This window comes from Maribacter algarum (ex Zhang et al. 2020), from assembly GCF_005885635.1.
Classification (GTDB): Bacteria; Bacteroidota; Bacteroidia; order Flavobacteriales; family Flavobacteriaceae; genus Maribacter_C; species Maribacter_C algarum.
On the sequence record NZ_VATY01000002.1, the window covers coordinates 998,528 to 1,020,276 of the forward strand.

General features: G+C 37.0%; 24 protein-coding genes. 18 read left to right on the forward strand and 6 right to left on the reverse strand.

Features of this window, described 5'->3' with window-relative positions; genetic code table 11:
- Nucleotides 1-14: 14 nt before the first annotated feature.
- The 10 genes from FEE95_RS13300 (at nt 15) to FEE95_RS13345 (ending at nt 7,188) form a co-directional block, all read left to right on the forward strand.
- Complete coding sequence (locus FEE95_RS13300) at nt 15-812, forward strand: TerC family protein (RefSeq protein WP_138658473.1); 798 nt, start codon at nt 15-17, stop codon at nt 810-812.
- Between the two features lie 107 nt (nt 813-919).
- Complete coding sequence (locus FEE95_RS13305) at nt 920-1,471, forward strand: hypothetical protein (RefSeq protein ID WP_138658474.1); 552 nt, start codon at nt 920-922, stop codon at nt 1,469-1,471.
- A gap of 221 nt (nt 1,472-1,692) precedes the next feature.
- The gene (locus tag FEE95_RS13310) at nt 1,693-2,448 is read left to right on the forward strand and encodes a CPBP family intramembrane glutamic endopeptidase (protein WP_138658475.1); all 756 of its coding nucleotides are present in this window, start codon (nt 1,693-1,695) and stop codon (nt 2,446-2,448) included.
- 231 nt (nt 2,449-2,679) lie between these two features.
- Nucleotides 2,680-3,051, forward strand: a complete 372-nt coding sequence (locus FEE95_RS13315; protein WP_138658476.1) for a VOC family protein — start codon at nt 2,680-2,682, stop codon at nt 3,049-3,051.
- Between the two features lie 176 nt (nt 3,052-3,227).
- Nucleotides 3,228-3,734, forward strand: a complete 507-nt coding sequence (locus tag FEE95_RS13320; RefSeq protein ID WP_138658477.1) for a hypothetical protein — start codon at nt 3,228-3,230, stop codon at nt 3,732-3,734.
- On the forward strand, nt 3,715-4,527 hold the full coding sequence (locus FEE95_RS13325; protein WP_138658478.1) for an RNA polymerase sigma factor: 813 nt from the start codon (nt 3,715-3,717) through the stop codon (nt 4,525-4,527). Before FEE95_RS13320 ends, FEE95_RS13325 begins: the two co-directional genes overlap by 20 nt.
- Before the next feature lie 80 nt (nt 4,528-4,607).
- Nucleotides 4,608-5,486: an alpha/beta fold hydrolase gene (locus FEE95_RS13330; RefSeq protein WP_212748435.1), complete on the forward strand. Its 879-nt coding sequence runs from the start codon at nt 4,608-4,610 to the stop codon at nt 5,484-5,486.
- A 28-nt stretch (nt 5,487-5,514) separates the two neighbouring features.
- Nucleotides 5,515-6,117: an NAD(P)H-dependent oxidoreductase gene (locus FEE95_RS13335; RefSeq protein ID WP_138658479.1), complete on the forward strand. Its 603-nt coding sequence runs from the start codon at nt 5,515-5,517 to the stop codon at nt 6,115-6,117.
- 99 nt (nt 6,118-6,216) lie between these two features.
- On the forward strand, nt 6,217-6,750 hold the full coding sequence (locus FEE95_RS13340; RefSeq protein ID WP_138658480.1) for a YybH family protein: 534 nt from the start codon (nt 6,217-6,219) through the stop codon (nt 6,748-6,750).
- 48 nt (nt 6,751-6,798) lie between these two features.
- The gene (locus FEE95_RS13345) at nt 6,799-7,188 is read left to right on the forward strand and encodes a VOC family protein (protein ID WP_138658481.1); all 390 of its coding nucleotides are present in this window, start codon (nt 6,799-6,801) and stop codon (nt 7,186-7,188) included.
- A 98-nt stretch (nt 7,189-7,286) separates the two neighbouring features.
- Here the strand turns inward: FEE95_RS13345 and FEE95_RS13350 are convergent, their stop codons facing one another.
- The 5 genes from FEE95_RS13350 to ychF form a co-directional block, all read right to left on the reverse strand.
- Nucleotides 7,287-8,249, reverse strand: a complete 963-nt coding sequence (locus FEE95_RS13350) for a sterol desaturase family protein (RefSeq protein WP_138658482.1) — start codon at nt 8,247-8,249, stop codon at nt 7,287-7,289.
- A gap of 110 nt (nt 8,250-8,359) precedes the next feature.
- On the reverse strand, nt 8,360-8,791 hold the full coding sequence (gene mscL, locus FEE95_RS13355; RefSeq protein WP_138658483.1) for a large-conductance mechanosensitive channel protein MscL: 432 nt from the start codon (nt 8,789-8,791) through the stop codon (nt 8,360-8,362).
- 2 nt (nt 8,792-8,793) lie between these two features.
- Nucleotides 8,794-11,454, reverse strand: a complete 2,661-nt coding sequence (locus tag FEE95_RS13360; RefSeq protein ID WP_138658608.1) for a DNA gyrase/topoisomerase IV subunit A — start codon at nt 11,452-11,454, stop codon at nt 8,794-8,796.
- 216 nt (nt 11,455-11,670) lie between these two features.
- Complete coding sequence (locus tag FEE95_RS13365; RefSeq protein ID WP_138658484.1) at nt 11,671-13,533, reverse strand: DNA topoisomerase IV subunit B; 1,863 nt, start codon at nt 13,531-13,533, stop codon at nt 11,671-11,673.
- Nucleotides 13,534-13,733: 200 nt separating this feature from the next.
- A complete protein-coding gene (ychF, locus tag FEE95_RS13370; RefSeq protein WP_138658485.1) occupies nt 13,734-14,828 on the reverse strand; it encodes a redox-regulated ATPase YchF in 1,095 nt (364 codons plus the stop codon).
- Nucleotides 14,829-14,979: 151 nt separating this feature from the next.
- Between ychF and speB the strand changes: the two genes are divergently transcribed.
- Nucleotides 14,980-15,765, forward strand: coding sequence for an agmatinase (gene speB, locus FEE95_RS13375; protein ID WP_138658486.1), 786 nt, complete (start codon nt 14,980-14,982; stop codon nt 15,763-15,765).
- A gap of 175 nt (nt 15,766-15,940) precedes the next feature.
- On the opposite strand, the gene FEE95_RS13380 is transcribed toward speB, so the two are convergent.
- Nucleotides 15,941-16,294 carry a 4Fe-4S dicluster domain-containing protein gene (locus FEE95_RS13380; RefSeq protein ID WP_138658487.1) on the reverse strand — a complete coding sequence of 118 codons (354 nt, stop codon included), beginning with the start codon at nt 16,292-16,294 and terminating at the stop codon, nt 15,941-15,943.
- A gap of 131 nt (nt 16,295-16,425) precedes the next feature.
- On the opposite strand from FEE95_RS13380, the gene FEE95_RS13385 reads away from it, so the two are divergent.
- The 7 genes from FEE95_RS13385 to FEE95_RS13415 all read left to right on the forward strand — a co-directional run bounded on the left by FEE95_RS13385 (nt 16,426) and on the right by FEE95_RS13415 (nt 21,738).
- Complete coding sequence (locus FEE95_RS13385) at nt 16,426-17,475, forward strand: acyl-CoA reductase (protein ID WP_138658488.1); 1,050 nt, start codon at nt 16,426-16,428, stop codon at nt 17,473-17,475.
- 86 nt (nt 17,476-17,561) lie between these two features.
- Complete coding sequence (gene serC / locus FEE95_RS13390; RefSeq protein WP_138658489.1) at nt 17,562-18,626, forward strand: 3-phosphoserine/phosphohydroxythreonine transaminase; 1,065 nt, start codon at nt 17,562-17,564, stop codon at nt 18,624-18,626.
- 2 nt (nt 18,627-18,628) lie between these two features.
- Nucleotides 18,629-19,579 carry a D-2-hydroxyacid dehydrogenase gene (locus tag FEE95_RS13395; protein WP_138658490.1) on the forward strand — a complete coding sequence of 317 codons (951 nt, stop codon included), beginning with the start codon at nt 18,629-18,631 and terminating at the stop codon, nt 19,577-19,579.
- A 75-nt stretch (nt 19,580-19,654) separates the two neighbouring features.
- Nucleotides 19,655-20,287, forward strand: a complete 633-nt coding sequence (locus FEE95_RS13400; protein WP_138658491.1) for a DUF937 domain-containing protein — start codon at nt 19,655-19,657, stop codon at nt 20,285-20,287.
- 68 nt (nt 20,288-20,355) lie between these two features.
- A complete protein-coding gene (locus tag FEE95_RS13405; RefSeq protein ID WP_138658492.1) occupies nt 20,356-20,817 on the forward strand; it encodes a DUF6146 family protein in 462 nt (153 codons plus the stop codon).
- A 35-nt stretch (nt 20,818-20,852) separates the two neighbouring features.
- The gene (locus tag FEE95_RS13410) at nt 20,853-21,356 is read left to right on the forward strand and encodes a DUF6787 family protein (protein WP_138658493.1); all 504 of its coding nucleotides are present in this window, start codon (nt 20,853-20,855) and stop codon (nt 21,354-21,356) included.
- 103 nt (nt 21,357-21,459) lie between these two features.
- A complete protein-coding gene (locus tag FEE95_RS13415; protein ID WP_138658494.1) occupies nt 21,460-21,738 on the forward strand; it encodes a hypothetical protein in 279 nt (92 codons plus the stop codon).
- Nucleotides 21,739-21,749 lie beyond the last annotated feature (11 nt).

Sequence of the window (21,749 nt, forward strand, 5' to 3'; positions counted from 1 at the left end):
AACACCAATACACCATGTTTGAAATTTTCGCAAGTCCGGATGCCTGGGTAGCCCTTTTGACACTTACTTTTTTAGAAATTGTTTTAGGAATTGACAATATTATCTTCATTTCAATTGCTGCAGGAAAACTTGAACCTAGCCAACGAAAGAAAGCAACCAATATTGGACTAGTACTCGCCATGGTGATGCGTATCGTTTTGCTTTTCGGAATTACTTGGCTCGTAGCTGCTAAAAAACCTTTCTGGGTATTTGATATGGGCTGGATTTCTGGTGGGGTCAGTTGGCAATCGCTTATACTATTTGCTGGAGGACTATTCTTATTGTACAAAAGCACGCGGGAAATTCATGAGAAAGTTGAAGACCGTGGTCATGATGAACGCGAGGTAACAAAAGCTAGGGGGAATACCTTAACAAAGGCCATTTTACAAATAACCGTTATCAATATTGTATTCTCTTTCGATTCTATACTTACGGCGATAGGTATGACCAATGGCATCTCCCCTAACCCAAATGATGCATTGATATTGATGATTGTTGCAGTTGTGATTTCTGTAATTATCATGATGTTGTTTGCCAACCCTGTCGGGGAATTTGTAAACAAGCACCCATCTATTCAGATTTTGGGACTTTCCTTTTTAATCCTCATCGGATTTATGCTGGTCGCAGAAGCAGCTCATTTAGGTCATGTCGTGGCCTTCGGTCAAGAAGTCGGCACCGTACCGAAAGGATATTTGTACTTCGCTATCGCCTTCTCTTTACTCGTTGAATTCTTTAATATGCGGATGGAGAAGAATAGAAAGGCTAAAGTTTAGATTTTGCCTTATCGAGAATTTGTAAAATTCACTTTTAGCTAATTATATAAATAGAATAAACGCACTAGTATGTTTATTTTATTGTTGTAGCACATTTAAGAAAACTAATGGCAATAAACCAATTTCTAACATTTGTACTTCCAAGAAAGCCGATTGAAGAAAAATATGGCGGAATACCTAAGCAGCTCGAAATTAAACACGCTGAATGGGAGAAGTATTGGGAAAACTATGATATGGAATTGAATGACGAACCAGAACCTGAATTTGAAGATGCGATTTCAACAAAATGGTGGAAAGGAATTGAAATTAATATTGTGGAATTGAGAAAAGATATTGACAAAATAATCACTCGTGCGGAATGGAATGGCGGAACGAGCTGGAAAACGGAAAAAGCAGAATTTGACCACGATTTGAGCATAGATTTTAACGACACAGAAAATTACATTGAGGATTTTCGATTTCGGACTGACTTGACCGACTCAACTCTGACTTTTATAAAATCAATATTGGATTTATGCAACAGAAAAGATTGGATTTTAATGGACGATAAAGGAAATTTGTGTGAGCCGATAATTCAAAATTTAGCAGAATTAATTAAAGATTCAGATGCGGATAGATTTTTGAGAAATCCGACTGAATTTTTTGAGAATATAAAATAAAAAAAACGTGCTACAACAATGGCTATAATTAATACGGGGTTTGGTGTTTAATCCAAAGTTTAGTGTGTTTTTATAAAGTCCGCCAAATCTTTTGATTTGGCTTTAAAAAATGAAAAATTAAAACAAAATAAAAAAATTTGGCTAAGTGCTAGTTCGAAAGTTACCGCTCTCCTACTCTCGTACTAATCATAGCCGAGCCGTTACCCACAAGCTTAAAAAAAATGAATAAAAAACTTAAGTTAGGACTGTTAGTGTTTTTCATCGGACTTGTCGGAGTATTTTCATCTCTGGCAATGGAAGTTCCATTACCGGAAGAAATGGAAAAAATGATTTCAGAAGTATTTACGCCCTTACAATTTAAATTACTGAGTCTAATAAATCCCATCATTTTATTGATTGTAACGGTCTTGATTGGAACGTTACTTTATGACAAAGTGAGCTTAAAATTACCCGTACTTGAAAATCTAATAGATAAAAACAAAAAAGCGTTAACATCAGGAATACTAAAGTTCGGAATAATCGGTGGAGTTATAAGTGGAATCTTGATAACTATAACAGCGGTTCTTTTTAATCCAATTCTTCCGACTGAATTTTTGGAAATAGGAGAAAATTTCAAACCCCCTTTGATTACAAGATTTCTATACGGAGGGCTGACCGAGGAAATTTTAATTAGGTTCGGAATTATGACCTTTTTTGTGTGGCTACTGTTCAAAATCTCAGGAAAATTAAATGCAACAGTTTATTGGATTGGAATTTTGGTATCTGCAATTATTTTTGGATTTGGCCATCTTCCGTTTGTTTATGCAATGATTGACACGCCGACAACGGAATTGTTATTCTATATAATTTTGGGTAATGCAGTCGGCGGAATCGTTTTTGGTTGGCTTTATTGGAAAAAAGGTCTTGAAACCGCTATGATTGGTCATATTTTCGCGCATATCATAATGTTGACGGGAGAGAATATACTGAACATTTAGTACGGAAAAAGCCTGTGGGTAACAATGGCTATAATTAATACGGGTTTTAGGCTTTAAGCCAAGGACTGTGTACATTTAGAGTGTCCGCAAAATCTTTGGGATTTTGCTTTAAACAAGGAAAAGAAAAAACAAAACAAAAAGATTTCGCTATGTGCGTGGCGGAAAGCAAACGCTAGTTTGCTCCCGTACTGTTCATAGCTAAACCGTAAGCAGTAATTAAAAAGAACCTAAATGATTAAGAATGAACCCATAATTGGTGTGTCTGACGTAGAGAAAAGTTCGGTGTGGTATCAAAAATTACTTGATTGTAATAGTAGTCACGAAGGCTCGACATTTGAAATGCTGGCGGACAATAATGGAGAAGTTTTTCTGTGTTTGCATAAATGGGGAGAACACGAACACCCTACTCTTTCGAGTCCTCAAATTCAACCAGGAAATGGGCTAATCTTGTATTTAAGAGTTGAAGATTTAAATAAAGTTTGGAATAATGCGCAGGAGTTGAATTTCGAAATTGAAGAATCACGCCATATGAATCCAAATTCAGGAAAGGAACAGTTTTGTCTCAAAGATTTAGATGGATATTATTTGATGGTAACGGAATAAAACTACCGCGAACAATAGCTAAAATTTATTGCTCGCGCCCGGAAGATTCGGGGCTAAACGGAAATCACTCCCGAAGAGCTATCCCTGGCGTCAGACATGCTTAAGTTTGGCAACCAAAAGTTTTAGGCAGCCAACGTATCATACCTACGAATATTTGAAAACCCGAAATTGAGGTCATGGAATACGATTTTTATATAGAAAAATTCCAAAAATCTGCCAATCAGCTCAACAAGAATTTAATCGCTGAAAAACAGCTTGTTCTTACTGTTGGAACTTTGTTGAACTCAGTTGTATTTAAATTGTACAAAAAGCGATGGACAAGTGACAAAGCTGACCCATTAAATGCAAAAACTAGAATATTCTTTTCAATATGGGTAAGCGAAAGCACAATAAAACAAGGCAAAATTTTCTATAATATTCATGCCTTTAAACTTCGAGAATTAAAAGGTTATTCAATTGCTAGTAGAGAATTTGCAAATAAATTTAGAAAAGAATTCAAAAATCATCAAGATGAATGGGAGAACGTGAGTGTAAAATTCGGACCTCTAACCTTGATGGAAGGTTGGCATGAACTGGATGATGACAGTATTGAAAACACCGTTGTAAATCTGGCAAATAACTTTATTAAAATTGAATATATAATTGATAAAATTTTAAAGACATTTGAAAACCAGAATCAATAAAAAACGAAAACCTAGCAAAACCAAAAGTAATGTTGATTCCGATTTTATTGCGTTTCAAGCACAATTGGAATCTTATCTTTATCGTCTTTCTGCAAATAAAGAAGATGCGAAGGACTTAGTTCAGGAAACATATATCAGAGTCAAACAAAAATTTGACACTTTTAAGGGTAATTCAACTTTTAAAACTTGGTGTTTTTCTATTGCCACGAATTTAGCTAGAGACAATCAACGCGTAAAAAATAGATGGAAACTAGAAGTGCAAGATGATTGCAAAAACGCATCACTTTCGATTCCTAAACATCAACAAAAAATCATTTCGGCCTTCGAGAATCAGGCCGAACAGCAATTTGAAATTGCAGAACATATTAATTACTGCTTTACCTGTATTGCCAAAAACTTGAATTTAGAAGAGCAAATTGCTGTAATTCTAAAAGAATTCTACCAGTTCGGTAGAGCAGAAATTGCCGAAATTTTAGGAAAGACCGAAGGTGTAATCAAACATCTATTATTTAATGGAAGAAAAGAACTTCAAATTAAATATGAACAAAGATGTGCTTTAATCAACAAAAAAGGCGTTTGCTATCAATGTGCAGAGCTCAATGATTTCTTACAAGTCAAACCAAATTCGCAGGAAAAAATCAAAAAACTAAAACTGAAAGAAAGGAATAATTCGGAAACCAATCTTGATTTTAGATTTAATCTAATTAACCAAATAAACCCGCTAAATAGCAAAGCCTCTGAATTAGAGGATACCATACTCCAAATACTTAGAGAAGTAATTGACGATAAATAATTTCGACCGTTTTCGTTTGCTGATTCGTCTAAAGACTAAACAGCTATATGAAAGGTGTTATTATTTTAATCTTAACGAGTATGAGCATGAATTTATCTGCACAAAATCCAAAATGGTTAGACAGAAAGGAATACCCATTCGAAAGTAATTATTTTCAACTTCCTATTGGCAAAATGCACTATTTGGATGAAGGACAAGGAGAAAACATAGTTATGGTTCACGGAAACCCTGGATGGTCTTTCGAGTTTCGGAATATTGTAAAAGAATTATCCAAAAGTCATAGGTGTATTGTACCCGATCATATTGGTTTCGGACTTTCTGATAAACCATATGATTGGGAATATTTACCAGAAAATCATGCAAAAAATTTTGAATTACTGATGGATAGTCTAAATCTAGATAATATCCTTCTTGTTGTAAATGATTGGGGCGGACCGATTGGATTGTCTTATGCTTTAAAGCATCCAGAAAAAATAAAAAAACTTGTCATAATGAATACTTGGTTATGGTCTGTTGAGAATGACCCATATTATAAGAAATTCAGTAGTTTTATGGGTGGAGGAATGGGGCGGTTTTTGATTAAGAATTTCAATTTTTTTGGGAAATCAGTTGTAAAACAAGCTGTGGGAGATAAAAAAAAATTGACAAAGCACATACACAAACATTACTACAAGCATTTAGAATCAAAAAAAGACCGTAAAGGCTGCTACACCTTCCCAAAGGAAATTATTGGTTCTAGTAAGTGGCTGGATAGTCTGTGGCTACAGCGAGAAAAAATCTATGCCATTCCAACCACGATAATATGGGGAATGAAAGATATTGCATTTAGGGAACAAGAATTAAATCAGTGGATTGCAAATTCGCAAAACCCTACCATAATTAAATTACCGGAAATTGGACATTTTCCACAAGAAGAAGCACCAAAAATTATTATTAATGAATTGAAACGCATCCATTAATCTATAAATTGAAACTTAAAATCCAGTAGTGAAAGTTCTAATAATATATTGCCACCCAAGTAGAAAATCTTACACATACGAAATTCTTGAACAGCTAAAATCTAGCCTTGAAAGAAACAAATTGGAGTATGAGGTTTCTGATTTATATGACATGGGGTTTGAACCTGATATGAATGAAAAGGAATATGAAAGAGAAGGTTTTGGAAATACAGAATTACCCGTACCACAAGATGTTTATGCTGAGCATCAAAAAATTAATAAAGCGGATTGTCTAATCTTTGTTTATCCTGTTTGGTGGAGCGATTGCCCGGCAAAATTGAAAGGTTGGTTCGATAGGGTATATGCGGTTGGTTATGCCTATGATTCCTCCAAAGAAAAGGAAATAGGGCAAATGAAAATTATAAAATATGGTCTGGTAATTTGCACCGCAGGTTATCCTAATTCGTATTTAGAGCAAATTGGTATTGCAGAAAGTATGAGAAAAGTGATGGTTGAAGACAGACTAGGAGGGAGATTTCGAAAAAAGGATATGGTATTATTAGGTGGGACTTTGGATAAAAGCCGAGTTAGATCGAAGCATTCCAAGATAGTTGAATCAATTGGAGAAAAAATAAAGAAAATAGTATCTTAATAAAATATACTAGGGTCAAGTCAATAGTTGTTTACCTTGAATTATTTCTAGCATAAAGCTGCGAAATAAGATAGATGGTCTTTTGAATAAAATTAATATATGTTAAACGAAACCAACAAAATCGATGCAACATTTTTACTATTCTTCGCACTAATCACTATGGTCTCTTATTCATGTGAAAACAAAAAAAAGGTGGAAGTTGAAAATGAAGAAAGTGCCCATATGACTACAATTCATCAAGATGAAAAAGAATCCAAAGCTAAACTTATGGATTTACTTGAATCTCTGGAAAATAAAAATTTAAATCAATTGACAAATATCATGTCCGCCTCAGATGAGATGAGCTTAATATTCACAGATGGTACTATTCTGTCAGGTGTTGATTCGTTTATTGAATTTCACCGTAACTGGTTCTTGGATACCAATTGGACAATGACACATGAACTAGTAGATTTTAACTGCTACGGAAACTATTCAACTTCAACCGTCAAAGCCTATTATAAAGAACAACAAAGGAATGGGAAGCCCTATCACCATTACATGATAGTATCTTATGTATTGCGAAAAGCGCACGATGGAGAATGGATGATTATCAAAGATCAGTCGACCACCTTTGACAAAACATTGAATTAAAAACTATTTATAAATATCTATTTTAAACGAACGGGGAAATCTAATATTATGAATACGATAAAAAGAGTAATGACAAATATCTGTTCCGATAATTTAGCAAAAAGTCGGGATTTTTATACCAAATTGTTTGACTTCAAAGTGGATTATGATAGTGATTGGTTTGTTCATCTAATTTCCAAAGACCAAGAATTGGAATTGGGAATAATTGCCCGAACAAATGGTATCGTACCTAAACATTTTCAAAACAACCCACAAGGATTTTATATCACGTTCGTTGTTGATAATGCCGACGAAATATTCAAAATAGCGAAATTGGAGAAATTAGAAATTATAAGCGAACCGAACGACACTTTTTACGGACAAAGACGTTTACTGCTCCAAGACCCAAATGGAACTTTGGTTGATGTATCTTCCCCAATTAAGGGTTTTGAATTTTAAAAGAAAAAGCCCGCACTTGACAGAAAGTACGATAGGGTTGGGTGTCCACAATAACTATTAGAATTCAGACAAACACAACAACCAACCTATCCCAACTGTTAATTTGGCCGACTAAACGCAACCTCAGGGTTCTCAGCTTTTTGCTTTTTAAACAATCGCTGTTGCTGCTTCACGGTCATAGTGCTCCCATCATGGCTCCAGCCGGGAGGTCCAAAAACATACATAAACTTATGCCAAAGCTTGGGTGACTTTTTCATATCGTTCCAAATGTCTTTGTACTCATGAGTTAGTATGACCAATGGATTATACGATTCTGGAGCATGGATTACACCGAATTTCACATCAATATCATCATCGAGTTCTTTCCATGTTCCAAAAATCTTATCGAAGAAGTTTAAAAAACCACCATGGTTTTTATCTAGGTATTCCACGTTTTGAGAATGGTGAACCTGGTGCATGGTATGTGTATTGAATATTTTTTCAATCCATCCCATTTTTGGAACGTATTTGGAATGCAGCTGAAACTGCCAAAACGATTCAATCGCCAGAGCAAAAATCACGACCTCTACAGGAAAACCAATAGCAGGCATCCACATATAAAAGAAAGGTTTGTACAAAAGTGTAAACCAACCATTACGAATTGCGGTTCCTAAATTAAAATGGTCCGAGGAATGATGCACAATATGCGCGGCCCAAAGTACTCGAATCTCATGATTTGCCCGGTGAAACCAATAGTAGGTAAAATCATCTGCTAGTTGGCACAGAAGAAAAATATACCATTCATAGCCAAAAGTCTTGTATCCCATGATATTCATTCTTTGCCCAGTAACTGCGTCAACTGGATTAAAGAGTTCAAAGGTAAAGTTGAAAACTACAATAAGTACAGTGACCTTAACTAATGGTCCTAAGATAGCAGAACCAATTCCCATGGCACCACTTGCCATTAAATCTTTCCATACATACAAATCCTCGTCTCCGTGCGTGTGACTGTAGGTAATCTCTAATAAAATAAACGCAATAAAGGCAGGTACGCCGTAAATGAGGGGGTTTGTTAAATCCATTCAATCAAATAATTTGGCTAAATATAAGTATTAAAATAGGTGAATCAAGAACTTGTTTAGGTTTTTAGTATATAGTAGCATAAGAATCGTCTATTTCCTAAACAGACTGCTTAATCGTCTTTCTTTTGTAGGAGTTTATTCTGTTCTTCTAGTAACTTTTCAATTTTAGAAAGCAGCTCTATGTTTTTTGGGGTTTCTACCTTTTCATTGTCCACATCTTCGGCTTGATTTCTAAAGCGATTCATTCCCTTAACGACTAGAAAAATGGTGAAAGCAACAATTAGAAAATCAATCAATACATTAAACAAATCACCATAGCCGACTGCTACTTCTTCAATACCTTCGGCAGCTTCTCGCAAAACATATTTTTTATTGCCAAAATTAACGCCACCAGTCAATAAGCTTAGCGGAGGCATAATTACTTTTTTTACCAGGGTATTCACAACGGCATTGAAAGATGCACCGATTATTATTCCGATGGCCATATCTACCATATTCCCTTTGATGGCGAAATTCTTAAACTCTGTAAAAAAGTTTTTCATTCTTAAAACAGGGTTGTTTGTCCTTCATCATCATCTTCGTCCTTACGTTTCTCTTTTAAACTATTTTTGGGTTTTTGAGTACGTAATTTTTCAGTTTTCGTCGGGTCATCAGCTCCTTCTTGAGTCCCCACATTTTCTTCATCCACAACCTCAATCTCGGTAGTAGCTAAAGGTTCTGGTTTATAATACGGAAGCGGCTCCATCGCATTAATTTCCAGAACTTTGTCTTTTGTCAGTTGGTTGCCCATTGCAGAGATTCCCTTCACGGAAATGAACTGCTCTAAATCAAGTTCTAAATTATCCTGACGATCCTTACCACGCTGCTTTGCAAAAGTTACTTCAGCCCTGGGGCGATAATCGGTAAAAACTTTCTCTAAATATGATTTTGGATGATCACTTATAATCGATTCTACCTTATCAGGATTGTCAATCAAGAAACGTTTTACATAAAATAACTCCTTCTCCCCTTCCCAATAGATTGCTGAAAGTGGCTTTTCAGGTTCCCATTTTTCTAGAACAATCATATCATCTGAGAAGCGCAAAGTCAACTCTGGTATAACTGTTTTGATGACACCTTTTTGATTTACAATAAGCAATCTATCTTCACTTGTAAATTCCCCTAAGAAATCGCCGCGGTCATCAATATTAAGGCGCTGCACCGTATCATCAAACCAAAGTTTTCTGGGTTTCAACGTAGAAAGCCCCTTTTCTTTTAGTTCAATACGCTTTACAGAATACTTGGTTACCAAGTTCCCTTTTGAACCACGTCCTTTAATCAATAAATCTGAAAAATCTAGGTCCCATTTTAGCTTTTTGATGCTCCCGACTTGTCGTAATAAAACGGTAATTACTTCAGCCTCTCCATTGGGATTTGCAGAGAAATAAAGAACATCGGTTCCTGCTTTTCCAGTTCCTAAAGGATATAATTTATCCCTGGTAATACTGGTAACATTAAAACGCTTGATATAACTCGGACCACCTTTGCCATCCTTATATATCATATTATACGTTGTGCGTTTGTCTTTCTTCTTGAAGACAGCCACATGAATTATATTTTTAGCAACAAAGGTTTTAGAATCTACTTTCGTAACCATCATGTCACCACCTTTGGTAAATACGATAACATCATCAATATCAGCACAATCCGTTACATATTCGTCCCTACGAAGTGATGTCCCTACAAAACCTTCTTCACGGTTGACATAGAGTTTTGTGTTTCGAATAACCACTTTAGTAGCCTCAATATCATCGAAAATTCGAATCTCTGATTTGCGTTCGCGTCCTTTTCCATATGTGGTTTTCAAACGCTTGAAATAGTCAATCGCAAAATCGATAATATTAGCCAAGTTGTTTTTTACCTCTGCAATCTTTTCCTCAAGATTGTCAAGATGCTGCTGCGCTTTATCTAAATCAAACTTCGATATTTTTTTGATTTTGATTTCCGTCAGACGAAGTATGTCTTCTTCGGTTACCGGTCTTTTCAGATGTTTCACATGCGGCTTCAAACCTTTATCGATAGCCTTAATAACACCTTCCCAAGTTTCCTCCTCTTCGATATCGCGATAGATACGATTCTCAATAAAGATTCTCTCTAGGGATGCTGCATGCCATTGGGCTTCTAACTCACCCAATTGAATTTCTAGTTCTTGACGGAGCAATTCTACTGTTGCATCCGTAGAACGCTTTAACATTTCTACTACTCCGATAAAGAGCGGTTTGTTATCCTCAATGATGCATCCGAGCGGAGAAATTGAAGTTTCACAATTGGTAAATGCATAAAGGGCATCAATGGTTTTATCTGGGGATATTCCCGAAGGGAGATGCACCAAAATTTCAACATCTGCAGCGGTATTATCCTCAATTTTCTTAACCTTAATCTTTCCCTTGTCGTTTGCTTTTAGGATGGAATCAATTAAACTAGAAGTATTTGTTCCGTATGGTATCTCACTGATTATCAGCGTGTTTTTATTTAATGGAGCGATTTTAGCCCGAACACGGATTTTCCCTCCGCGCATGCCATCATTGTAATTGGTAACATCTATAATTCCCGAAGTAGGAAAGTCTGGAAAAAGTTTAAAACGCTTTCCTTGTAAATGCTTGATGGAAGCATCAATCAGTTCATTAAAATTGTGCGGAAGAACCTTGGTTGACAATCCAACAGCAATACCCTCAGCCCCTTGTGCCAATAACAACGGAAACATCACCGGAAGATTTACCGGCTCTTTTTTTCGCCCATCATACGATTGCTGCCATTCCGTTATTTTGGGACTAAAAACGACATCCAAAGCAAATTTAGAAAGTCGGGCTTCGATATATCTTGAAGCCGCTGCTCGATCTCCAGTTAGAATATTTCCCCAGTTACCTTGAGTATCTATCAATAAGTCTTTTTGACCCATTTGTACCATGGCATCAGCAATACTCGCGTCACCATGGGGGTGATACTGCATCGTATGCCCCACAACATTGGCTACTTTATTGTAACGCCCATCATCAAGCTCTTTGAGGGCATGCATAATTCGACGCTGTACAGGTTTGAATCCGTCTTCGATAGCAGGTACAGCACGTTCTAAGATTACGTAAGAGGCATAATCTAGAAACCACTCTTTGTACATACCCGTGACCTTGGTCAAAGCATCATCTCCATCATCTTCGATGCTTTCCATGTCATCTGACAATTCCCCTTCAGGAGTAACTGTGCCTTCTATAGATTGGCTTTCGCCCTGCTCTTCTGCAGTGCCTTCGTCAGGTGAGCCCTCTTCATTTGGGGGCAAACCCTCCTCTCCGGCGGGTAAGTTCAAATCTTCATCATTCTCTTCCATAAAGGATACTTTCCTTTTTTTTGGTTTTTACTTGGTTTGGCCCGCCAGTAGGCGGATAAATTATTCTTGGATTTCTTCTACTAAATCAATCTCAACTTTAAGATTTTCAATAATGAACTTCTGTCGGTCTGGTGTATTCTTGCCCATATAGAAGCTCAATAATTCTTCAATGGACATTGCTTTATCAAGCATCACAGGTTCTAGGCGAATGTCATCCCCAATAAAATGTACAAATTCATCAGGCGAAATTTCACCCAATCCCTTAAATCGTGTTATTTCAGGTTTTCCTGTAAGCTTCTCAATAGCATTTCTTCGTTCCTCATCACTGTAGCAATAAATCGTTTCTTTTTTATTACGCACGCGGAACAAAGGTGTTTGCAAAATATAGAGGTGATTTTCCTTTATCAACTCTGGAAAGAATTGCAAAAAGAAGGTAATCAATAAAAGGCGAATGTGCATACCGTCCACATCGGCATCCGTGGCAATTACGATATTGTTGTACCGTAAATCTTGCATCGACTCTTCAATGTTCAAAGCAGCCTGTAAAAGATTGAATTCCTCATTCTCGTAGACTATCTTTTTCGACAATCCATAAGAATTCAAGGGCTTCCCCTTTAAACTAAAAACCGCCTGCGTATTTACATCGCGGGACTTCGTAATTGAACCCGAAGCAGAATCTCCCTCAGTAATGAAAAGGGTGCTTTCAAGGTTTCTATCTTTTTTGGTATCCCCTAAATGGATACGACAATCCCGCAATTTTTTATTGTGCAGGTTTGCTTTTTTAGCACGGTCCTTGGCAAGTTTTCGAATTCCCGAAAGTTCTTTTCGTTCACGTTCTGCCTGTAAAATTTTACGCTGTAAAGCTTCCCTCGCATCTGGATTTTTGTGTAAGTAATTATCGAGATACTTTCCAACAAAATCATTGATGTACGTACGTACCGTAGGAAGTCCACCGCCCATATCAGTAGAACCTAACTTCGTCTTTGTTTGACTTTCAAAGACAGGCTCCATAACTTTAATAGCAATCGCCGAAATAATTGACTTCCGTATATCAGAAGGGTCATAGTTCTTTCCGTAAAACTCACGAATTGTCTTGACCAAGGCTTCTCTAAAAGCGGTTTGGTGTGTTCCACCCTGCGTGGTATTTTGTCCGTTTACAAAAGAGTGGTATTCTTCGCTGTACTGGGTTTTACTATGTGTAATGGCGATTTCAATGTCATCCCCTTTTAAATGGATGACTGGATATAGAAAGTCTTCTGTGTTATTATTATCCTCTAATAAATCTTTTAATCCATTTTCAGAATGGTACTTTTCACCGTTAAAGTCAATCGTTAAACCGGGATTCAAATACACATAGTTTTTGAGCATACGCTCTACATACTCTGCACGGAACTTGTACTTTTTGAAAATAGCCTCATCGGGTCGAAAAGTAACTCGAGTACCTTTTCGCTGTGAGGATTCTTCGGGTCCTTCCTCCTTAATTAAATTCCCTTGGCTGAACTCTGCCGTCTTGATTTTATTATCGCGAGATGATTGAACTTCAAAAAAACTAGATAATGCGTTTACCGCTTTCGTACCGACCCCGTTTAATCCTACGGACTTCTTAAAGGCTCGCGAATCATACTTACCACCGGTGTTCATTTTAGAAACAACATCCACTACTTTTCCCAAAGGAATACCACGGCCATAATCACGGACTTTTACCAGACCATCTTTGATTCGAATCTCGATGGTTTTACCGGCACCCATTACAAATTCATCGATGCAATTGTCGAGAACTTCTTTGAGCAAAATATAAACACCGTCATCGGCAGAAGAACCGTCACCCAATTTTCCAATATACATACCAGGGCGCATACGAATATGCTCCTTCCAGTCTAACGAACGGATGTTATCTTCGGTATATTGGGTGTCTTTAGCCATATTTAGGGGTTTAATCTGCAGCGTGGCTAATATAAGACTAGTTCAAAAAAAATGAAACCCCTATGTTATAAAGTAATTAACAAAGAAAATGACACTTTGTTGATATAATTCGCTAGCGGGCACAAGTACCACAACTAAAATTCTAAATTCCAAAGTGAATACTAAAATTTTAGTATTTGGAATTTACAAGTAATGCGAATTTATACATTAAACCTAAAGTGCATCACATCACCATCTTTAACGATATATTCTTTACCCTCAACACGCATTTTACCCGCTTCTTTTACTTTGATCTCACTACCTAAACTAACATAGTCCTCATAGGCGATAACTTCTGCGCGTATAAAACCCTTTTCAAAATCAGTGTGAATGACACCAGCAGCTTGAGGAGCAGTAGCACCCACAGGAATAGTCCAAGCACGGACTTCTTTTTCTCCAGCAGTAAAATACGTTTCAAGATTTAACAATTTGTAAGCACCACGAATCAATTTTGCCGAGCCAGGTTCAGAAAGGCCTAAGTCTTCTAGGAACATTTGGCGTTCGTCGTAGGTTTCCAATTCTGTTATATCAGCTTCGGTACCTACTGCCAAAACAACAACTTCTGCATTTTCATTAGCTACTGCGGCTTTAACTTTGTCCACATAATCATTTCCTGAAACAGCTGCGCCTTCATCCACATTACAAACATACATTACGGGTTTATCGGTAATGAACTGTAACGGGTTTACATACTCAGCCCTATCCTCTTTTGAAAGTTCAACAGCACGAACTGAAGTTCCTGCCTCTAATCCGGTTTTAATCGCAAGTAAAACGGCCTCTTCTTTTTGGGCTTCTTTATTTCCTGTTTTTGCAGCGCGTTTTACTTTGTCTAATTTCTTTTCTACAGTCTCCAAGTCTTTCAACTGCAGTTCCATATCAATGGTTTCTTTATCCCGAATCGGGTCTACAGAACCATCCACATGAACAATATTATCATTATCAAAACATCTTAGCACATGAAGTATGGCATCCGTTTCACGAATATTTCCTAAGAATTGATTCCCTAGACCTTCGCCTTTACTTGCTCCTTTTACCAAACCCGCAATATCGACAATCTCTACAGTTGCAGGAATTACCTTTTCAGGATTTACCAATTCCTCTAACTTTTCCAAACGTGTATCGGGAACGTTTACTACACCGATATTGGGCTCAATTGTACAAAAGGGAAAGTTTGCGCTTTGCGCCTTTGCATTTGACAGACAATTAAAAAGGGTGGATTTTCCAACATTGGGCAATCCTACGATACCTGCTTTCATTTTTCTAGACTTTAGATACTAGACGTTAGACGCTAGACTTGATAATTCGGGCGCAAAGATAGTTTTTACAAATGGAATTCTTAAAGCAAAAGATCAAACAAAATTCTCTTTGAGTGACTATCTTTAAACGCATCATAGATTTCAAGATACAATGGACAAAAAAATAACGCTACAAGGAATTCTCTTTGACGACAAATCATCTTATTTACGAGGTCCTGCCCTAGCTCCGCCTTTAATCCGCAAAGCATATCACAGCGACTCTGCCAACTACTTTGCAGAAAATGGAATGGAAATACTTCCCGAAGTTTGGGATGATCGAGGAGATTTCGAAATTCAAGAATATTTTGAGATTGAAAAGATTACTTCAACAAATTTAGCTCCTGAAATGCCTCTAATAAGCTTGGGAGGAGATCATTCCATTACTTATCAACTTCTTAAAGCACACTATAAGAAATACGGAGCGGTCGATATATTGCACATTGATGCCCATGCAGATTTGTATGATGATTTTGAAGGAGACAAATATTCACATGCTTGTCCGTTTGCACGTATTATGGAAGATGGTTTAGCCAATAGATTGGTCCAGATTGGCATCCGAACACTATCAAAACATCAAGAGGAACAAGCCCATAAATTCGGAGTTGAAATTATTCAAATGAAAGATTTTGATAGCAATCAACTGCCAAGGTTCAAAAATCCAATTTATTTGTCTTTAGATATCGACGGTCTCGACCCAGCATTTGCTCCAGGTGTTTCCCATCATGAACCGGGAGGATTAAGTACAAGAGAAGTACTTCATATTATTCAGAATATCGATGTCCCTATTCTTGGCGCTGATATCGTTGAGTACAATCCGACAAGGGATATAAACAATGTCACGGCAATGGTAAGTGCAAAGTTTTTAAAGGAGATTGCTGCTAAGATATTGGAAGGTTAACACGATTGTACTTTCTTTAAACGCAAAGCCCGCAAGGGTTTACGCGAGGTTCGCAAAGAAATTTAAGCTCCTTGCGATTAAACATGTTGTTCCTTTTTGAAAACAAAAAACCCAAGCCAAAGCTCAGGTTTTTATTCATTTTTTTTACTTACAACTATCGTCTATAGACCAAAAACTATCCATCAGGGTGCATAAAAGCCTGTTTGCCTAAAAGCACTTCTTCGCTCTCTACCCTATCCTCATCAGGTACACAGCAATCTACCGGGCAGACGGCTGCACATTGTGGCTCCTCGTGAAAACCCATACACTCGGTACACTTGTCCGGAGAAATATAGTAGATTTCATCACTTATTGGTTCTTGAACTTCGTCCGCATTTACTGCTTTTCCGTCAGGTAGAACTACGTCTCCGTTTAATGAAGTTCCGTCACTATAACGCCATTCATCAGCTCCTTCGTAAATCGCAGTATTTGGGCATTCAGGCTCGCAAGCACCGCAATTGATACATTCATCCGTTATTATAATTGCCATAATTTTCTCTTTAAGCTGAACTAGTTTCAGTATCCGTCTCGTTTATCTACATCTAATCTGACAACTCGAAATCAATTCAGTATCACTATTTTTGCGCAAAGGTAATCCCTAACACAATTTTGAACAAATATATGAACGACCAACGGAAAACATTTATTGCTTTCGTTAAACTTGGCACATTTTTTCGAGAATTTTGCAATGGTAATATCTCAGGCAGTGAATGGCATAAAACCTTTACCGAAGTAATCGCTCTTGCAAAACATCACAACGGTTGGTTTACTGAAGAAAATATTCATTATGCACTAATGGGATGGGGCGAACTACTGACGGATGAAAAGCTATCCGCATGGCTTTCAAACTATTCCGTTGAAGTCAATAAGTCTAAAACAGTCGCTATTATTATGGCCGGCAACATTCCTTTAGTTGGCTTTCACGATTTCTTATCCGTTCTTATAACAGGAAATGCGGTCCTAGCCAAATTATCCAGTAATGATAAAACGCTGTTTCCACTTATTGCCAAATATCTAATGGAGATTGAACCTTCGTTAAAAGGCAAAATTACATTTACAGAAGAAAAGCTTGAAAATTTTGATGCCGTAATCGCCACCGGAAGCAATAACACAGCCCGATACTTTGAACATTATTTTTCAAAAGGTCCAAATATTATACGCAGAAATCGAAATTCTATCGCTGTTCTTACAGGCAATGAAACTCCTCAAGAACTCGCTGCATTAGGCGAAGATATTTTCAGGTATTACGGACTAGGTTGCAGAAGCGTCTCTAAACTATTTGTCCCTCAAGAATATGATTTTGATGTGTTTTTCGAAGCTATTTATGAATTCAACCCTATTATTCAACAAGCCAAATACGCGAACAATTACGACTATAATAAAGCAGTGTATTTGATGAGTGATTTCAAAATTCTTGAAAATGGCTTCCTAATGTTAAAGGAAGATTCTAGTTATTCCTCCCCTATTGCATCTGTTTTTTATGAGACCTATAATTCATCCGAAGAACTAAAGCGTAAACTGAATATTGAAGCCGAAAAGATACAATGTATAGTAGCCAAAGGTTTTGTAGAAGGTGAAATTTCATTTGGACAAACGCAAAGACCTGAATTGAAGGATTACGCAGATGGAATTGACACTGTTGACTTCCTGTTAAAAACATCACAGATTTAATGGTATTTGTATGGTAATCATTCTCTAGATTTTTAAGACCTTTAACTGCTTAATTCAAACTCGTTTCTAGACCTAAAAACACATTCATGAAAAAACATAATTTTAGTGCAGGACCCTGTATTCTACCTCAAGAAGTTTTAAAGAAAGCATCTGAATCTGTAGTGGATTTCAATGGTTTGGGGTTATCATTAGTTGAAATTTCGCATCGAAGTAAAGAGTTTGTCGAGGTTATGGAAACCGCACGCGCTCTTGCTTTGGAACTTTTAGGTCTAGAGGGAAAAGGCTATAAAGCCTTGTTCTTGCAAGGTGGGGCTAGCATGGAATTTTTAATGATTGCTTATAATTTGTTGGAAACCAAAGCCGGTTATTTGAATACCGGTACTTGGAGCGACAAATCAATCAAAGAGGCTAAACTTTTTGGTGAGGTAATTGAAGTGGGTTCTTCTAAGGATGAAAACTTTAAATACATTCCAAAAGGATATGCCATCCCATCAGGATTGGATTATTTACACCTCACTTCTAACAATACCATTTTTGGAACACAAATGAAGAAGTTCCCTACAGCAGATGCTCCTTTGGTTTGTGACATGAGTTCAGATATCTTTTCAAGACAAATGGATTTCACTCAATTCGATTTGATTTATGCAGGTGCTCAGAAGAACATGGGACCCGCGGGAACAACCTTAGTCGTAGTTAAGGAAGATATTTTAGGTAAAGTTTCGCGTCAAATACCATCAATGCTTGACTATAAGGTTCACATTGGAAAGGATAGTATGTTTAATACCCCAGCGGTTTTTCCTGTATATGTTTCGATGTTGACCATGCAATGGTTGAAAGATATGGGCGGTATAGCGGCTATGGAGGAAATTAATGAAAAGAAATCAAGATTGCTGTATTCTGAAATTGATTTGAGTCCGGTTTTTCAAGGCTATGCCAACAAAGAAGACCGTTCGCACATGAATGCTACATTTAATATTACTGATGAAAAACTAAAAGAAGAATTTGATTCCATGTTAAAAGAAGCCGGTATTAATGGACTCAATGGTCACCGTTCTGTAGGCGGCTATCGGGCATCAATGTATAACGCCCTTTCTTTGGAAAGTGTGGGTGTGTTAGTTGATGTTATGAGTGAAATGGAAAGAAAAGGGTAATCATGAGAATATTAGCAAACGACGGTGTATCACAATCAGGAATTGACACATTACAAAAAGCAGGTTTTGAAGTTCTAACTACAACAGTTGCTCAAGAACAGCTTGTTAACTTCATTAATGAAAATGAAATCGTTGGACTATTGGTTCGAAGTGCAACTAAGGTGCGAACTGATATAATTGACGGCTGCCCAAGCTTAAAATTGATAGGTAGAGGTGGTGTCGGTATGGACAATATTGATGTAGCCTATGCCAAGGAAAAAGGCTTACATGTCATTAATACGCCAGCCGCGTCATCAGAATCCGTAGCAGAATTGGTATTTGCACATTTATATGGTGGTGTACGTTTTTTATATGATGCCAACCGTAATATGCCATTAGACGGCGACAGTAAGTTTAAAGATTTGAAGAAGGCCTATGCTAAAGGCACTGAGCTTAGAGGAAAAACCTTGGGTGTCATTGGTTTTGGTAGAATTGGACAAGCAACGGCAAAAATAGCCTTAGGAGTGGGAATGAAAGTCATTTATTCTGACCCTTATATGGATGCTACTTCGGTAAGTCTTACTTTTTTTGATGGACAATCTGTTTCTTTTGATTTTAAAAGTATCTCAAAGGAGGAATTATTAAAAGAAGCTGATTTTGTGACTGTTCATGTTCCAGCCCAAAAAGAATATGTTATCGGAAAGTCGGAAATAAGTTTAATGAAAGATGGAGCCGGAATTATCAATGCTGCAAGAGGTGGAGTTATTGATGAGGTGGCCTTGGTGAAAGCTTTAGACAATAAAAAGTTGTCCTTTGCAGGGTTAGATGTTTTTGAATCCGAGCCAACTCCAGAGATTAAGATATTGATGAATCCATATATTTCGTTAACGCCACATATAGGAGCGGCAACCGGTGAAGCGCAAGATAGAATTGGCACAGAACTTGCTATTCAGATAATTGAATTGCTAAAATAATTTTAGCAGGTACATTTAAGGAGTATTGATGCTTTATTTGTACATTACACTTTCAATATTAAAACACTAATTAAAATGTCAGGATTACTTGATTTACTTAACAGCCCTATGGGCAAACAACTAATAAGTGGTGTGGCCGGTCAAACTGGTCAACCAGAAAATAAAACAGGAGATGTATTAAGCATGGCAATGCCATTACTTTTGGGTGCTATGAAGAAGAATGTATCAACACCTCAAGGGGCTCAGGGATTAATGAGTGCGTTATCAGGAAAACATAACGGTGGGATCCTTGATGATCTTGGAGGCCTTTTCGGTGGCGGTGTTGACGAAGCCGTGACAAATGATGGTGCTGGTATTTTAGGTCACCTTTTTGGAGGAAAACAAGGGAATGTTGAAAATGCCCTGAGTCAAAAATCAGGTATGGATGCTGGCGCAATTGCTAATATTCTTAAAATAGCCGCACCAATCGTAATGGGCTTTGTGGGTAAACAAACTGCGCAAAGCAATGTTAGTGATGCCAATGGTATGAATAGCTTATTAGGAAGTATGCTAGGTGGGCAACCACAGCAAAATCAGAGTTTAATCACCACATTACTTGATGCAGATGGCGACGGTAGTATCTTAGATGATGTAGCTGGAATGGTGATGGGTGGTGGCCAAAAGAAAGGTGGTCTTGGTGGACTTCTTGGAGGATTATTTGGAAAGTAACATTCTTGAAAACATATTTAACAAAACCGCTCACTTCAAGAAGAGCGGTTTTTTTGTACCTTAAACCTATGAAAAAGATTATATCAATTCTCTCTATTCTAGCCATTATTATTTGTGTTGCTAGTTGTGGAAGCGCTAAAGAAACAGTAGATATTCCTGATATTACTGATGCAGAAAAGGAAGCTTTCAGTCAAACCGAAGGCGACACCATTAATATTTCAAGCGATGAGACGGAATACGAAATCATTATTATAGAACCTGGGTTCAATATTTGGCTACAAAGTATCGCTAGACCTGAAGGGTATTATTCACAATCCTTTTTAGAAACGCGGAATCAAATTATGGTAACAAACTGGAATCAAAGGGTTTTACAACCATCTAGATTTAGTCCGAATTTATATGAAATGCAAATTGACTATCAGCAAAACATAGATTATGGTTACGAAGTAAATTATAAACTCTACAATTACTTCATTTATTTTCAAAGAAAATACAGGCAAAGACTAGGCCCTTTTTCCGCTAGAATATAAAGTAGTATGTATATTTGCTCTCTAAAAATTGATTCATGCTGAAGTTCAAAGAACGCTGGCAAATACAAGAAAATTGGCAGCTAATATTCCCCTTTTTAGGAATCGTTGGAATTCTTTATAGCTCCTTCAAATTTGCCAAAATCATGACCAAAGACACTAATTTTTTCTTAAATATCAGTGTTGCGTTGGTATTGTCATATTTGATAGTAAAACTCTGTCTTTTTATTTTTAAAAAACTAGAAAATAAATGGATAGTGAATTATCGGTGGGAAATGATCCGCATCTTCATCGTATTTGCCATTACTGGAAGTTCAAGTGTCGTTGTGGGAAGACCCATTGTTAAGTTATTGGGTATCAACAAGGAAAACTTGAATGTTTTTGTTTATTGGACCCTGTTTGTTATTGTAAGTCTCATTTTCTATCAAATTCTATTGGTGCTATTCGGATGGATTTTCGGGCAATTTCAGTTTTTCTGGAATTTCGAAAAGAAAATGCTAAGTCGTTTTGGATTGGGATTCATTTTTAAAGAAGATAAATAATTAGACTTTCCTTAACTATCTTCATCCATAAATTCTTTACTTTTATCGCGTGAAAGTTTTTTTGAAACAATTTTGCACTAATATCTTAGCAATTCTTTTGGTAGTGGCAATCTTCGCCCCTACTGCGATTAAGACAGCACATGCACTTTTTGAACATCAAGAGCTGTTTTGTTTTGACAAGAGTACTACCCACGTTCATGAAGTGGAATTTGATTGCGACTTTCAGAAATTCAAACTCTCTCCACAGCATTATCCGGTTTTTGTAAATGTTCAAGAATTCTTGGCTCCTTTTACAAAAGAAAGGGATAAGAATCACTATACTTTTCTGAGCCAATATCAAAGACTATCTTTTGCTCTTCGGGGTCCTCCCCTTACTTCCTAATTCTCAGAAGC